Source organism: Micavibrio aeruginosavorus, assembly GCF_051245535.1.
Lineage (GTDB): Bacteria > Pseudomonadota > Alphaproteobacteria > Micavibrionales > Micavibrionaceae > Micavibrio > Micavibrio aeruginosavorus_D.
Genome location: NZ_CP195303.1, coordinates 1,030,601 through 1,043,814, shown reverse-complemented (window position 1 = coordinate 1,043,814; position 13,214 = coordinate 1,030,601). Strand labels below are relative to the sequence as shown.

Genomic DNA, 13,214 nt, shown 5'->3' with positions numbered 1-13,214 from the left:
ATTCTTGGTTTTTTTGGTTGTCATGGTGTGCGCACTTTGGAGGGAGGTGGAGAGAGAAAACGAAGGTTTTTATTACGCGCGGCCCGTCATCATTTTTTCATAGCTTTCAAAGGCCGCCTTTAAAATTGTATAGGCCATGTTGATGCTTTTGAGAAGCTCCTCGGCCTTGGGGTCATCACGGTTGACGTCCGGGTGGTATTTCTTCACCAGCTCTTTGTACTTCGCCTTGATCCCGGCCAGATCGACAGGCGGTTCCAATCCCATAATCGCCATGGCCTCGATTTCCGGGGCGGGGCGAATATCGTCCATGGACCGGAAATGTTCCTGACGGGATTTTTGCTGGTTTTCGTGGTCGTGCGGGCGTTTGTGGAAGAACCGCGCCTCGTGCGCCTTTTTCAACAAATCGTCTTCCATGGCCGCGGCGGCCGCGGGGTCATATCGCTTGGTCGGGCGGTCCCACAGCATGGCTTGCATGATATGGGCCTCAATATCCGACTGAGTCATGCCAGAGAAGAAATCCCACGCCTTGTTATATTCCTGCACATGGTCGAAGCAGAAATGGTAATAATCATTCAAACCACGGTTTTTGGGGGCTTTGTGTTCGCCGTGGCGCTCACATCCCGGCATGTCGCAACTTTTGCTCCGGGGCTTGGGGGCGTCCGAATCGGCAAATTCCGGTGAGTTGGGTTTCAAATGTATACGCGGCATTCCATTATTATGTTGCGGGCCGCGGCTTTTTACAAGATTTTGACATATCAAAAGGGACGAAAATCCATGGGAATGACTGAAATTATTGAAGAAAAGCTGCGATCCGCCCTGAATCCCGAGATTCTGGAGGTGGTCAACGAATCTGCCCTGCATGCGGGCCATGCCGGGCATGATGGGTCGGGGGACAGCCATTTTCGTATCCGGGTTGTGTCTGTTGCATTCGAGGGTGTGTCGCGTGTGGAGCGTCAAAGGCGCGTTTATAGCATTTTGCAATCTGAAATTTCTAAACAAATTCATGCGCTTAGCATGACGCTGAATACACCCGCAGAGGTTGGTGTGGCAAATTGCAAAAACAATTCATAGTTGCATTTTAATTTTTCCCCCTTAAAATTGGTTTCGTCCGTACGTTAGTGCGGTTTGCGAAGTGCATTTTAAAAGTGTGATCATATTGATCCAGGGGGGCATTTTATGACTAGTAACATTTCTACGGGGGCCGTTTCCTTTTCCGATCCAAAATTGATGGATGCTATCGATGGCATGGATGAGGCCCGTGAAGGGGGCCGCAGCACGCTCGTCAGCCGCAACATCACCGTTCTGGGCCGCCGCACATCCGTGCGTCTGGAGCCAGAAATGTGGGGGGCGTTGCGTGATATCGCCAAACGCGAACGCTGCCGTATTCATGATGTGTGTTCATTGATCCAGTTGCGCAAAAATCCGAATACATCACTGACCGCGGCAATCCGTGTGTTTCTGATGCTGTATTACCGTGCGGCAACGACGGAGCAGGGGCATGTGCGCGCCGGTCATGGCGATTTCAATACGATGATGACCCGTGCCCAAGCCACGCCAGATTCATTGCATATGCGCAAACGTGGCCGCGGCATGAATGGCGGCACATCGCATGTGTCGACCATGCAACCGGCACAAACACCATCTTTCCATTCCATGCAGGGCCTGTAAGTCACGTTTTAAACAGGCAAATATTTTTACCGCAGCTATAAAAACAAAAGCCTTAATTCCACACACACGAAAAAACCGGGATCGTCATCACCGATCCCGGTTTTATTTTATTGTGTTGTGTTGTGTTGTTCTGAATGCGTGGGTTTATCTGGCCAGCTTGTCCGCGCTGAATTTCTGGTAGCGGAAACGAATATTACTATCGTCCGGGCCGGGGAGTTTTTCAATACGCTCCATATGTTCGCCTGCGTACACGATCGACGTCACGCCGTTGAAATCATTGGGCTCGTTCACAGGCTGCAGCAGTTCCAGCCAGTGCAGGGTCAAATCCCCATACACGAAGGGTTGTTTCAGGCGGCACCAGGTGATGTCGCGGCCATTATATGGGCGCACGGATACATCACCCCATTCCCGTGCCATCGTGGCGCAAGCGGAGTAGGTGGCGTCATCGGTGAATTCAACACACAGATGGCTGATGCCCGGTACGGCCTTGGCAGGGAAGCGTTTCTGGAACTGGATAAGGCCGGCGGCCCCCAGATTTTCGAAAACGTCCTGACACTGTTGTTTGATGACGTTGGGTTCCATTGTGTCGTGTGTCATTACGCCCGGCCCATCGCCAGATATTTGGCGCGACGGGATTTGATCAGCTTGTCACCATCCCACGGGGTCATGGTGTTCAGGGCTTTGTCGATTTGGCTGGCGACGCTTTCAATCGTTTCGTCCTTGTGACGGTGTGCGCCGCCCACAGGTTCGCCGATAATGCCGTCGATCAGTTTCAGGCCCAGCATATCTTCCGCCGTCAGTTTCAGGGCGGTTGCGGCGTCCTGTGCGTGTTCGGCACTGCGCCACAGGATGGAGGCGCATCCTTCCGGTGAAATAACGGAATAGATGGAATGTTCCAGCATGTAGACCTTGTCCGCGGTCGCAATGGCAATCGCGCCGCCCGAACCACCTTCGCCAATCACAACCGATATGATCGGCGTGCGCACGCGCAGGCAGGTTTCAATGGATTTTGCGATGGCTTCGGCCTGACCGCGTTCTTCCGCGCCCACGCCCGGATACGCACCGGCGGTATCAACCAGCGTGATGATCGGCAATTGGAATTGGTCGGCCATTTCCATCAGGCGCTGCGCCTTGCGGTAGCCTTCGGGGCGGGCCATGCCAAAATTGTGACGGATGCGGGCTTCGGTCGTGTTGCCCTTTTCCTGACCCATGATCACGACGGACCGGCCACGGAAGCGGCCCAGACCGCCGATCAAGGCTTGATCTTCGGCAAAGCGACGATCTCCGGCCAGCGGTGTGAAATCATCGATCATGGTGTCGATGTAATCGAGGAAGTGCGGACGATCCTGATGACGGGCGACCTGCACCTTTTGCACGGGGGTCAGCTTGCCATAGGTTTGTTGCAGCAAACGCGCGGACTTGTCCTGCATGCGTTTGATTTCTTCGGCAACGTTGACGGATGTGCTGCTGCTGGTGTTGCGCAGCTCCACAATTTTTGCCTCCAGTTCCAGAACCGGTTTCTCGAAATCAAGTCTGCTCATAGGTCTTCCTTACATACAGGTTAGAAGGTCCATTGTGATAGCAGAACAGGCTGACAAATTCAATTGTCAGCCTGTTCCATATTCTTGCCTAAGTTATTGATACCAAAGGAGAGTATAAAACCCTAACCCCGGATCAATTAAGCGCCTACGACCTTTTGGCCCAGCGGGTGCTTTTCTTCGACTGTTTTCTTGGCCTTTTCACCCACGATGTGCGTGTAGATCTGGGTGGTGGCGATGTCGGCGTGGCCCAGCATCTTCTGTACCGCGCGCAGGTCAGCACCGTTGTTCAACAGGTGCGTAGCGAAAGCGTGGCGCAGGATGTGCGGGCTTACACGGTCTGCATCAATACCGGCTGTATCAGCCAGATCTTTCAGCAGTTGTGCAAAGCGCTGACGGGTCAGGTGACCGCTTTCCGACGTACGGGACGGGAACAGCCACTGGCCTTGGGTGCCTTTGTCGTCGGACGCAACGAATTGCTGACGGACATCCATGTATTTTTCCAGAGATTTTTGTGCCGGTTCAGACAGCGGGACCATGCGCTCACGGCCACCTTTGCCTTCAACCATCAGGAACTGACGATCATCGTTGATCGCAGACAGCGGCAGGCCAACCAGTTCAGAAACGCGCAGGCCGGTGGCATACAGCATTTCCAACAGGCAAACCAGACGCAGGCTGTCAGCACCGCCGCCAATGGCAGCTGCTTTGATCAGGCTGCTGACTTCGGACTCGGACAGAGTCTTCGGCAGCGTGCGGCCTTGTTTCGGGCTTTCGATCGCAGAGGTCGGGTCATCCTTGCGGATGTTTTCCGATACCAGATAGCGGTAGAACTGGCGCAGGGCGGACAGACGACGAGCAACCGTACGGGTTGCGATCTGGGCCGTGTTCTGGCCCTTCACATGCATCTTGTCACCAAGGTCTTTCAAATAGGATTTGATTTCGTCGTTGCTTGCATCGACGATCTCTTTGCTGGCTTTGTCGCGCAGATACAGGCTGAAGTCAGCCAGATCGCGCCAGTAGGCCTGGCGTGTGTTCATTGCGGCCCCGCGCTCAGTCGTGAGCATATCGAGGAACGAGTCCACGAGCGGGTGAAGTTTCGGTTTCGGCATTGCCGGACGACCAGGACGAGCCATTTAATATATCTCCTATTTTAATTCGTCTAAGCCCAGAGTGACTGCGATAGCCAGATCATGTGCTTCTTTTTTGAACCCCACTGTTACTAAACTTCTGAGAACCTCGCGTACGACGCCGGGGTGGACCTTGTCCGGGGCCCGGGCCATATCGTTAAGGATCACAGAGGCTATCAGTACCGTCTCACCAAGCCGCTGATCTTCGGCGGCTCTGCCGAGCTGTTCTAACAAGCCACCTGATGGCATTACATAATCGTTAGGGGCTGTCAAGTCAAACAATTTTTCATAAGCATCGGGTGCGCCGACATTATGTAATACATTTTCCGTCCCAAGTCCACTAAAAACAGCAAGGATTTCCTTGTCTTTTTGGCTTTCCGGGGTGGTAAAGCGGGCCTTGGCGGCGTCACCATTAAAAATATCCAAAAGGCGTGAATTGTTTCCTGAAACGGCAATTGCGGCCCCCAATTCATATGATTCGGATGGGAGTGATTCGGACACTGATTCGCGGGCATTCCAGGCCTTGACCCAGCGTTCCGGCGGGGTCACCCCGGCCAGCATCATGACCCGCAGGCCATTGTCCAACGCCCGGCCAGAGAAGCCCTCTGGGCTGGCTTTGCTTAAGGATTCAGCAAAAGGATAGTAGGCGGCGACAGGCGTGCGGGCGTCAAAATTCATCAGGCCCGGCAACGTGCCGTCGATGGTGGCTTTCGACGCCCCCTTAATAGAGCGCCATGATTGCGCCACGCTGCCCAGCGGGCCGCCATCAATCGTGGCGTCTTCATAAAGGGCAACCAGACGGTCCGTGTGGACCAAGCCGCGGCGCAGGGCCTCGGCCATCAGCGGTGCGCGCAGGCGGGCTGGCATGGTGGGGTCTTCGACCATGATCATCAGCACGGCACCATCAACCGCGGCCACGTCGCGCAGCTTCAGGCGGTTGTAATCGTAACGGCGCAGGCTGGCCAGAACGGACCGTTCAAGGCCATTCAGGGCGGCGAAATCTTCGGCCTCGCTGATGCTCAGTTTGAAATCTTTCCGGGACAGCAACTGCGTCAGGATTTTGCTGTTCCCCAACGCGGCTTCGTCAATTTTGAAATCGTCGGCCTTGGGGTTGATCATGCGGGCCTGAATGGCATCACAGATCGGGGCCATGGCGGTCCACCACACGGTATCATCGGCGGACATATCGGCGGCATTGTCCATCATGCGCTTTTGCACGGCGCGGAATTCCAGGCAGGCCAAACCGGTCTCGCCGCTATACAGCATGGAGGTAATGCCCACGCGGGCCAGTTTTTCGTGATAGGGCTCGCCCGCAATCTGTGTGTACAGATCCATCGCGGATTTATAGGCGCCAATATCCAGCAGCTTCTGCAGGCGCAGCGTCATCAGGTCGTTGCCCTTTTCCGGGGCGACGTCACCATTGATGAATCCGGAATCCGCCTGTGTCAGCAAGAGGCGCAGCGTCATGTCCTGCAACGTGGCCACGGTGTATCCGGTGGGCAGGTTGGGGATTTCTTTAACGATGGTGGATCGTGACGACCCCGCCCACATATCAACACCCAGCGTCGTGCCCAGCGGGTCGCTGAGCGTGCCGTAGCTTTCCAGCACCTTGTAACTGAATTTCGGCAACGATGTCGCAGGCGGTGTGAATTTGACCGTCTGGGCTTGTTCCTGTTCTTGCTTCTTTTGGGCCTCGGTGGCGTCCGGCTTTTCTTTCTTTACAACAGCAGGGCGGTTTACGCCGCCCGGCGTTCCGGCCATGCGATCATCTGCAAAAGCAGGCGCTGACAAAACGGCAATGGCCGCAACGCCCAGCATGAAAAATTTCAATGTCTGCGAGATGATCATGATACGCGAGGTCCCAATACTGGATCAGTTGTAAAAGCGGTCGTTCGGAATGGTCTTGCTGACTTCCGTTTGCGGCACGTTGACGTCCGTAAACGCAACAAACCCGAAACCACCAACAATCGCCAGCACAACGACCAGTGAAATCCATTTCAGCATGAGCAAACTCCTTATTTTGGTGGGATTATTCCCGAATCGACATAATACGGGCAATTTAGCAAAGGGGGGCCTGAATTCAACAGGGTGGAGGCCATATTTTCATTTTATTCATGCCGTGGCATAAGAATGGGATGAATACTATCCCACAGGACAGGACGGGCCCCGAGGCCTTGGTCGCATTGGTGCGGGGGCGGATTGACCGCCCCGTCGTACTGGTGGGGCCCATGGGGGCGGGAAAATCCCGTCTGGGCCGCCGTTTGGGGCAGGTTCTGGGTCTGCCTTTCGTCGATTCCGATGACGAGGTCGAGCGTGCCGCCGGCATGCGCATTCCGGAAATCTTTGAAACTTTGGGGGAGCCGGCCTTTCGCGATGGCGAGGCCCGGGTGATCCGCCGCTTGCTGGATAACGGGGTGCGGGTGATTTCCACCGGGGGCGGGGCGGTGATGCGCCCTGAAACGGCGGATCTGATCTGGGCGCAATCCATCTCTATCTGGGTGCGGGCCGATTTGGCCATTCTGGCCGCGCGAACACGCAATGGCCGTCCGCGTCCGTTGCTGGCGGGTAAAAACCCGGAGGATGTTCTGCGTGAATTGTCTGCTCTGCGTGATCCGGTCTATGCCCGTGCGATGATGCAGGTGGATACCGGGTCCGGCGATGATGATGCCATTATGACGCAGGCCCTGCGCGGACTGCTGGACCTGTTGGGGGATTGTGATGAATAACCGTGTGGTTCATGTGCCGTTGGGTGATCGCGCCTATGACATTCATGTCGGGCAGGGCGTATTGAACACCATCAGGGATTCATTGCCGTCATCCATTGCCGGGGCCAAACGTTTTTTTGTTTTAACCGATGAAAATGCCGAAGCCTATGCGTTGCAGGTTGCGGGCGCTTGCGGCGGTGTAACCATGACGCTGCCCCCGGGCGAAGCCACAAAATCCATCGCATGGTTTGAACGGGTGCAGGATTGGTTGCTGGATAACGGCGTCAATCGCGGATCGGTTTTGATTGCGGTTGGTGGCGGTGTCGTGGGCGATCTGGCGGGCTTTTGTGCGGCCACCATTATGCGCGGCATTCCCTTTGTTCAGGTGCCAACGACCTTGCTGGCGCAGGTGGACAGCTCTGTCGGTGGAAAAACCGGCATCAATATGGGCGCGGGCAAAAATCTGGTCGGGGCGTTTTATCAGCCTGTGGCGGTGTTTTGCGATACCAACGTGCTGGATACATTGCCCGCGCGTGAATTGCGTGCGGGATACGCCGAAATTGTGAAATACGGCCTTCTGGGCGATGCGGAATTTTTCGCGTGGCTGGAACACAATGGCGTGCGGGTTCTGACCCGCGACCCGGAGGCCATTACCCATGCCGTTGAAACATCCTGCAGGCATAAGGCCGCGATTGTTGCCGATGATGAACATGAACGCGCGGGCGGTCGCCGGGCGTTATTGAATTTTGGCCATACATTCGCCCACGCCATTGAATCCGCCTGTGGGTATGATGGCCGCGTTTTGCATGGCGAAGCGGTGGCCGTTGGCATGATGCTGGCCACGGAATTATCGGCGCGGTTATCGCTGTGTTCCCACGATACGGTGACACGCACACGCGCGCATTTGCAGGCGGTGGAGTTGCCCGTTACACTCAGTCATCTGGATTTACCGCTGTCCTTGGATGAAAAAGGCCTGCTGGAGCGCATGCGCGGCGATAAAAAGGCCAATGATCAAGGGATTCAGTTTATCCTGACGCGCGGGATCGGACAGGCGTTTGTTCAGGGCGGCGTGGCCGATCACGATGTGTTGTCTGTCTTAAATCAATCTTTGTAGGAAAAAAATAATGTCTTTGGGGCTGTCCTGTTTTGCAATTTTTATCCTTCTGTGCTTGTCGGCGTTTTTCTCCGGTTCGGAAACCGCACTGACGGCGGCGTCCAAGGCCCGCATGGCGGCGTTGGCCAAGGAGGGAAATAAACGCGCCATTATGGTCAACACGGTGCGGGATAAAAAAGACCGCATGATCGGGGCGCTGCTGCTCGGGAACAATCTGGTCAACATTATGGCCTCGGCGCTGGCAACCAGTGTGTTGATTGTCCTGTTCGGTGATGCGGGGGTGTTTTACGCCACCATTGCGATGACGTTGATCGTTTTGATTTGTTCGGAAGTGTTGCCGAAAACCTATGCCTTCTATCATGCCGATGGCATGGCAATGACGATTGCGCCAGTGGTTAACGTTCTCATCAAAGTCCTGGCGCCGATTACCGAAGCGGTGGCGTGGATTGTGCGCGGATTGCTGCGCCTGTTCGGACAGGATATTACGCAGGTGAATGTCGGGAATAATATCGAAGAATTGCGCGGTGCCATCGAAATGCACAGCGGCGAAGACAAGGAAGTGCAGGAACAGCGCGCAATGTTGCGTTCCATTCTTGATCTGGCCGATGTCGAGGTGGAAGAAATTATGATTCATCGTCGCAATGTGATGACGATTGATCTGGATCAGCCGTCTGCCGATATTGTGCAGCAGGTTTTGGAAAGCCCCTATACCCGTATTCCCGTCTGGCGGGACAGCGCGGACAATATTGTCGGGGTCATCCACGCCAAGGCTTTGTTGCGTGAAATGCAAAGCGAGGGCGGCAGTGTTGAGCGCATTGATGTCGAACGGCTGGCCGCGGACCCGTGGTTTATCCCGAACAGCACGACCCTGTTTGACCAGTTGCAGGCCTTTCGTAAACGCCGCGAACATTTCGCGCTGGTTGTTGATGAATACGGGTCGTTGATGGGGATTATCACGCTGGAAGATATTCTGGAAGAAATCGTCGGTGATATCGATGATGAACATGACATCAGCGTGGCCGGTGTACGCAAACAGCCGAATGGCACATTGTTGATTGATGGAACGGTGACGATCCGCGATTTGAACCGGGAATTTGATTGGAATTTGCCGGATGAAGATTATTCAACGCTGGCGGGCCTTGTCCTGCACGAAGCGCAGAAAATCCCTGAAATCGGCCAGGTTTTCAATTTTTACGGATTCCGTTTCGATATCGTCCGTCGCCATCGTAACCAGATTACGCTGGTTCGCATGACGCCGCCGAAGAGAAAAGGTGAGGCGGCGTAGGGCGATAAAGCAGGAATTATCGCGACAAAAACATATTGCCGCGTGTTGTCTTAACAACACGATAACCCGCATCTTTCATCACACCGAACAAATCGCCAGCCCATTGGTCTTGGGATGTGTGTTCAATGATGATGTGTTTCGGGAACAGGCTTTGCGGTGCGCTTTTGAAGAACGGAATCAGGGCGCGGTCTTCGAACCCTTCAACATCAACCTTCATAACATCAATTTTTTCGATTCCGTTGCGGCGGATCAATGTTTCAAACGGTTCAACCTGAACCGTAATGGAATGCGCGGATTTTTCGTCCGTGACATGGGCACCGCCATAGCCGGTTGATAAATCCAGTTCCATCACTGCGCTGACATCGCCAACGGCGCATTGTTCAAGGCTGAGTTTGGAAACGCCCGTCTTGCTCTGGGCCCGTAAAATTTCGTAATTGGCGCGGATGCGGGCGCACATTTGCGGGTTGGGTTCGATGGCCAGTGCATGGCCCGTGCCCTTGGTCCGGGCCAGAAAGTTCTGGGTAAAGAACCCGGAATTGGCCCCCATATCGACAAAAACGGCGCCCGTATCCGGCAATCCGGCGTTCAGGAATTTGAGTTCGTCCAGATTGTAATACCCGAACAGAGCCTTCGCTTCGGTCGTGTTATCCAGATTCAGGATAAAGGGCACGCCACGAAAATCCGTGATGATCGGGTGGTCAACGCGGGTCTTGATAAAGTTTAAGATCGCGCGGCGAAAGCCACCACGGGACAGCGGTGTGCGACGCGCCACCGCAATCACCATGCGATAGGCGGGATCAAGGGCGCGCGGCGCTTTCGGTTGTGCGTTCAATTTTTAGGCCTGTCCGTGGCAATGCTTGAATTTTTTGCCAGATCCACACGGGCAGGGCGCGTTCCGTTGCGTTTGTCCCCATGTGGATGGGTCTTGCGCGTTAAACGTGGCATTGCGGATCGGTTGCTGGGCTGCCGGTTCCGTGCTGTCATCCGGCACGGATGTCTCGGCCGAGGCCGGGTCAACCCGTGTTTCGTGCAGTTTGGACGGGTCCGGTTCCTGCGGGCCACGGGCCAGTTGCTGCAAATCTTCCGGTGAGCGGATTTCCAGCAGGCTGAGCGTCGTGGTCACGCTTTCACGCAATTGGACCAGCATCATTTCGAACATCGTGAACGCTTCGGTTTTGTATTCGTTCAGCGGGTCACGCTGGCCGAAGGCGCGCAGATTGATGCCCTGACGCAAATGGTCGAGGTTCAGCAGGTGTTCCTTCCAGCCTTGGTCCAGCAATTGGAGCAGGAAGGCCTTTTCCATCTGACGCCAAACTTTCGGTCCGGCGTTGACGGCTTTGCCGGCCATCTTTTTGTCCGATGCGTCGATCAGGCGGTCGATGATTTCATTGTCGGCAATGCCTTCTTCCTTCGCCCAATCCGCAATCGGCAGGTCGAGGGACAGAACGCGCAGAACTTCGGCTTTCAACGTCGCCGTGTCCCATTGCTCGGCATAGGATTGCGCCGGGATCAGGCGCATAACCATATCTTCGATCACTTCATGGCGCATACCGGCCACGATGTCTTCGACATCATCGGCGTCCATGATTTCGCGGCGTTGTTCGTAAATCACTTTCCGCTGGTCATTCATGACGTTGTCGAATTTCAGCAGGTTTTTACGAATTTCAAAGTTCTGCTGTTCCACGCGGGCCTGGGCGCGTTCCAGCGCTTTGGAAATCCACGGGTGAACCAATGCTTCGCCTTCGCGCAGGCCGATTTGTTTGTTCCCCAGCAGCATTTCCATTTTTTCGGAACCGAAAATGCGCATCAAATCATCTTCCAGCGACAGGAAGAACATGGTGGCACCGGGATCGCCTTGGCGGCCCGAACGGCCACGCAACTGGTTATCAATCCGGCGAGATTCGTGACGTTCCGTCCCGATAACATACAAGCCACCTGCGGCGCGCACGATTTCGCGGTCGCGGTCAATTTCGGCGGTCAAGGTGGTGATGCGGGCCTGTTTCTGATCATCCGGCAACGTATCGTCGATTTCGGCGGCGATGCGCATTTGCAGGTTACCGCCCAACTGAATGTCGGTCCCGCGACCGGCCATGTTGGTGGCAATCGTCACCGCGCCGGGGCGACCGGCTTGGGAGATGATATAGGCTTCCTGTTCGTGGTGGCGGGCGTTCAGCACGTTGTGCGGGATGCCAGCCTTTTTCAGTTTTTCGGACAATTGTTCCGATTTTTCAATCGACACGGTGCCAACCAGAACCGGTTGGTTGCGATCGCGGCATTCCTGAACCAATTTCACAACGGCATCTTCTTTTTCCCGCAGGGATTTATAGATTTTGTCGTTGTGGTCGATACGGGCCACCGGGTTGTTGGTTGGAATATCCACGACACCCAGTTTGTAAATCTCTTCAAATTCCGCCGCTTCGGTCATGGCCGTGCCGGTCATGCCCGCCAGTTTCGGATACATGCGGAAATAATTCTGGAAGGTGATCGATGCCAGCGTCTGGTTTTCGTTCTGGATCTTCACGCCTTCACGCGCTTCCAATGCCTGGTGCAGGCCTTCGGAGAAGCGGCGGCCTTCCATCATGCGGCCCGTAAATTCGTCGATGATGATGACCTTGTCATCCTTCACGATGTAATCGCGGTCGCGGGCGAACAGTTTATGGGCGCGCAGGGCCTGGTTCACGTGGTGGACCAGCGTGACGTTCCCTGCGTCATACATCGTGCCGCCATCTTGCAACAGGCCAGCCTGACGCAGAAGGTCTTCAACATGCTCGGTCCCCTGATCGGTCAGGGCGACGCTGCGCTGTTTTTCATCCAGATCGAAATCTTCGGCGATCAGTTTCGGAATGATTTTATTGATGGCCGTGTACATGTCCGATGAATCTTCGGCCGGGCCGGAGATAATCAACGGTGTCCGCGCTTCGTCCACCAGAATGGAGTCCACTTCGTCGACGATGGCGAAATGGAACGGGCGCTGGACCATGGCGTCCAGACGGTATTTCATGTTGTCGCGCAGGTAATCAAAGCCGAATTCGTTGTTCGTGCCGTAGGTAATATCGGCGGCGTAGGCGGCCTTGCGTTCCTGATCCTTCATGTCATGCACGATGCAGCCGACGGTCAGGCCGAGGAAGCGGTAAACCTGACCCATCCATTCGGCGTCACGGCTGGCCAGATAATCGTTGACCGTAATGACATGCACGCCTTTGCCGGGCAGGGCGTTCAGGTATGCGGCCAGTGTGGCCACCAAAGTTTTACCTTCACCCGTTCGCATTTCGGCAATTTTACCGGAATGCAAAACGGCACCACCCATCAACTGCACATCGAAATGGCGTTGACCCAATGTGCGTTTCGCGGCTTCGCGCACAACGGCGAAGGCATCGTGCAAAAGATTGTCCAACTTCTCACCGCTGGCCAGTTGGTCGCGGAACAAAGCGGTTTGATTCCGCAATTCGGAATCGGACATGGCCTGGTACTTAGCTTCCAGCGCGTTGATCGGCTCAACATGACGGGCAACGGAGCGGACCATACGGTCATTACTGGAACCAAAAATTTTCTGGGCGAGGGCGAGCAACATCGTATCCTTTGTGATGTATGGAAAATAAGAGGAAACCCCTCAATAACACGGGATTTTCGCCATTTTTACGAGTTGAAGATATAGAACTCCGCCCCGTCCCCGTCAACGGAAAGGCAAGGGGGGCGGTGGATAACTTCACCCCGGTTATAGCCCATAGGATGGGGACAACCCGGACATGGCGGCTTTATTATATGTTGAACCCCCTA

13 protein-coding genes are annotated in these 13,214 nt (G+C 55.0%); 5 read left to right on the top strand and 8 right to left on the bottom strand.

Going from position 1 to position 13,214, the window contains the following annotated elements; all coding sequences use genetic code 11:
• Positions 1–72: 72 nt before the first annotated feature.
• The gene (locus ACSC94_RS05075; RefSeq protein WP_435641963.1) at positions 73–627 is read right to left on the bottom strand and encodes a J domain-containing protein; all 555 of its coding nucleotides are present in this window, start codon (positions 625–627) and stop codon (positions 73–75) included.
• 147 nt (positions 628–774) lie between these two features.
• Here ACSC94_RS05075 and ACSC94_RS05070 point away from each other — a divergent pair, with 147 nt between their 5' ends.
• Together ACSC94_RS05070 and ACSC94_RS05065 are read left to right on the top strand one after the other, a co-directional pair.
• Positions 775–1,071 carry a BolA family protein gene (locus tag ACSC94_RS05070; RefSeq protein WP_435641962.1) on the top strand — a complete coding sequence of 99 codons (297 nt, stop codon included), beginning with the start codon at positions 775–777 and terminating at the stop codon, positions 1,069–1,071.
• A gap of 105 nt (positions 1,072–1,176) precedes the next feature.
• Positions 1,177–1,668 (top strand): ribbon-helix-helix domain-containing protein, encoded by a 492-nt coding sequence (locus tag ACSC94_RS05065; protein WP_435641961.1) that lies wholly within the window; start codon positions 1,177–1,179, stop codon positions 1,666–1,668.
• 144 nt (positions 1,669–1,812) lie between these two features.
• Here ACSC94_RS05065 and ACSC94_RS05060 read toward each other — a convergent pair whose 3' ends face one another.
• The 5 genes from ACSC94_RS05060 to ACSC94_RS05040 all read right to left on the bottom strand — a co-directional run bounded on the left by ACSC94_RS05060 (position 1,813) and on the right by ACSC94_RS05040 (position 6,337).
• Positions 1,813–2,265: a hypothetical protein gene (locus tag ACSC94_RS05060; protein WP_435641960.1), complete on the bottom strand. Its 453-nt coding sequence runs from the start codon at positions 2,263–2,265 to the stop codon at positions 1,813–1,815.
• Positions 2,265–3,209, bottom strand: a complete 945-nt coding sequence (locus ACSC94_RS05055) for an acetyl-CoA carboxylase carboxyltransferase subunit alpha (RefSeq protein ID WP_435641959.1) — start codon at positions 3,207–3,209, stop codon at positions 2,265–2,267. Before ACSC94_RS05055 ends, ACSC94_RS05060 begins: the two co-directional genes overlap by 1 nt.
• Positions 3,210–3,346: 137 nt before the next feature.
• Positions 3,347–4,339, bottom strand: a complete 993-nt coding sequence (gene xerD / locus ACSC94_RS05050; RefSeq protein WP_435641958.1) for a site-specific tyrosine recombinase XerD — start codon at positions 4,337–4,339, stop codon at positions 3,347–3,349.
• A gap of 12 nt (positions 4,340–4,351) precedes the next feature.
• The gene (locus tag ACSC94_RS05045; RefSeq protein WP_435641957.1) at positions 4,352–6,181 is read right to left on the bottom strand and encodes a hypothetical protein; all 1,830 of its coding nucleotides are present in this window, start codon (positions 6,179–6,181) and stop codon (positions 4,352–4,354) included.
• A gap of 24 nt (positions 6,182–6,205) precedes the next feature.
• The gene (locus tag ACSC94_RS05040; RefSeq protein WP_435641956.1) at positions 6,206–6,337 is read right to left on the bottom strand and encodes a hypothetical protein; all 132 of its coding nucleotides are present in this window, start codon (positions 6,335–6,337) and stop codon (positions 6,206–6,208) included.
• Positions 6,338–6,468: 131 nt separating this feature from the next.
• Here ACSC94_RS05040 and ACSC94_RS05035 point away from each other — a divergent pair, with 131 nt between their 5' ends.
• The 3 genes from ACSC94_RS05035 to ACSC94_RS05025 are packed head-to-tail and all read left to right on the top strand — an operon-like array spanning position 6,469 to position 9,437.
• Entirely contained in the window at positions 6,469–7,059 is a 591-nt protein-coding gene (locus tag ACSC94_RS05035; RefSeq protein ID WP_435641955.1) for a shikimate kinase, read from the top strand.
• A complete protein-coding gene (gene aroB / locus ACSC94_RS05030; RefSeq protein WP_435641954.1) occupies positions 7,052–8,152 on the top strand; it encodes a 3-dehydroquinate synthase in 1,101 nt (366 codons plus the stop codon). Before ACSC94_RS05035 ends, aroB begins: the two co-directional genes overlap by 8 nt.
• A gap of 10 nt (positions 8,153–8,162) precedes the next feature.
• The gene (locus tag ACSC94_RS05025) at positions 8,163–9,437 is read left to right on the top strand and encodes an HlyC/CorC family transporter (RefSeq protein ID WP_435641953.1); all 1,275 of its coding nucleotides are present in this window, start codon (positions 8,163–8,165) and stop codon (positions 9,435–9,437) included.
• Positions 9,438–9,453: 16 nt separating this feature from the next.
• Here ACSC94_RS05025 and ACSC94_RS05020 read toward each other — a convergent pair whose 3' ends face one another.
• Positions 9,454–10,269 carry an FkbM family methyltransferase gene (locus tag ACSC94_RS05020; RefSeq protein WP_435641952.1) on the bottom strand — a complete coding sequence of 272 codons (816 nt, stop codon included), beginning with the start codon at positions 10,267–10,269 and terminating at the stop codon, positions 9,454–9,456.
• 3 nt (positions 10,270–10,272) lie between these two features.
• Positions 10,273–13,008, bottom strand: a complete 2,736-nt coding sequence (secA, locus tag ACSC94_RS05015; protein ID WP_435641951.1) for a preprotein translocase subunit SecA — start codon at positions 13,006–13,008, stop codon at positions 10,273–10,275.
• Between the last annotated feature and the right edge of the window lie 206 nt (positions 13,009–13,214).

What these genes read in the sequence shown, in the direction of transcription:
- ACSC94_RS05025 (WP_435641953.1), top strand. Translation starts at nt 8,163, where the DNA reads ATGTCTTTGGGGCTGTCCTGTTTTGCAATTTTTATCCTTCTGTGCTTG.
- ACSC94_RS05045 (WP_435641957.1), bottom strand. Translation starts at nt 6,181, where the DNA reads ATGATCATCTCGCAGACATTGAAATTTTTCATGCTGGGCGTTGCGGCC.
- xerD (WP_435641958.1), bottom strand. Translation starts at nt 4,339, where the DNA reads ATGGCTCGTCCTGGTCGTCCGGCAATGCCGAAACCGAAACTTCACCCG.
- ACSC94_RS05035 (WP_435641955.1), top strand. Translation starts at nt 6,469, where the DNA reads ATGAATACTATCCCACAGGACAGGACGGGCCCCGAGGCCTTGGTCGCA.
- secA (WP_435641951.1), bottom strand. Translation starts at nt 13,008, where the DNA reads ATGTTGCTCGCCCTCGCCCAGAAAATTTTTGGTTCCAGTAATGACCGT.
- aroB (WP_435641954.1), top strand. Translation starts at nt 7,052, where the DNA reads ATGAATAACCGTGTGGTTCATGTGCCGTTGGGTGATCGCGCCTATGAC.
- ACSC94_RS05065 (WP_435641961.1), top strand. Translation starts at nt 1,177, where the DNA reads ATGACTAGTAACATTTCTACGGGGGCCGTTTCCTTTTCCGATCCAAAA.
- ACSC94_RS05040 (WP_435641956.1), bottom strand. Translation starts at nt 6,337, where the DNA reads ATGCTGAAATGGATTTCACTGGTCGTTGTGCTGGCGATTGTTGGTGGT.
- ACSC94_RS05055 (WP_435641959.1), bottom strand. Translation starts at nt 3,209, where the DNA reads ATGAGCAGACTTGATTTCGAGAAACCGGTTCTGGAACTGGAGGCAAAA.
- ACSC94_RS05070 (WP_435641962.1), top strand. Translation starts at nt 775, where the DNA reads ATGGGAATGACTGAAATTATTGAAGAAAAGCTGCGATCCGCCCTGAAT.
- ACSC94_RS05060 (WP_435641960.1), bottom strand. Translation starts at nt 2,265, where the DNA reads ATGACACACGACACAATGGAACCCAACGTCATCAAACAACAGTGTCAG.
- ACSC94_RS05075 (WP_435641963.1), bottom strand. Translation starts at nt 627, where the DNA reads ATGCCGGGATGTGAGCGCCACGGCGAACACAAAGCCCCCAAAAACCGT.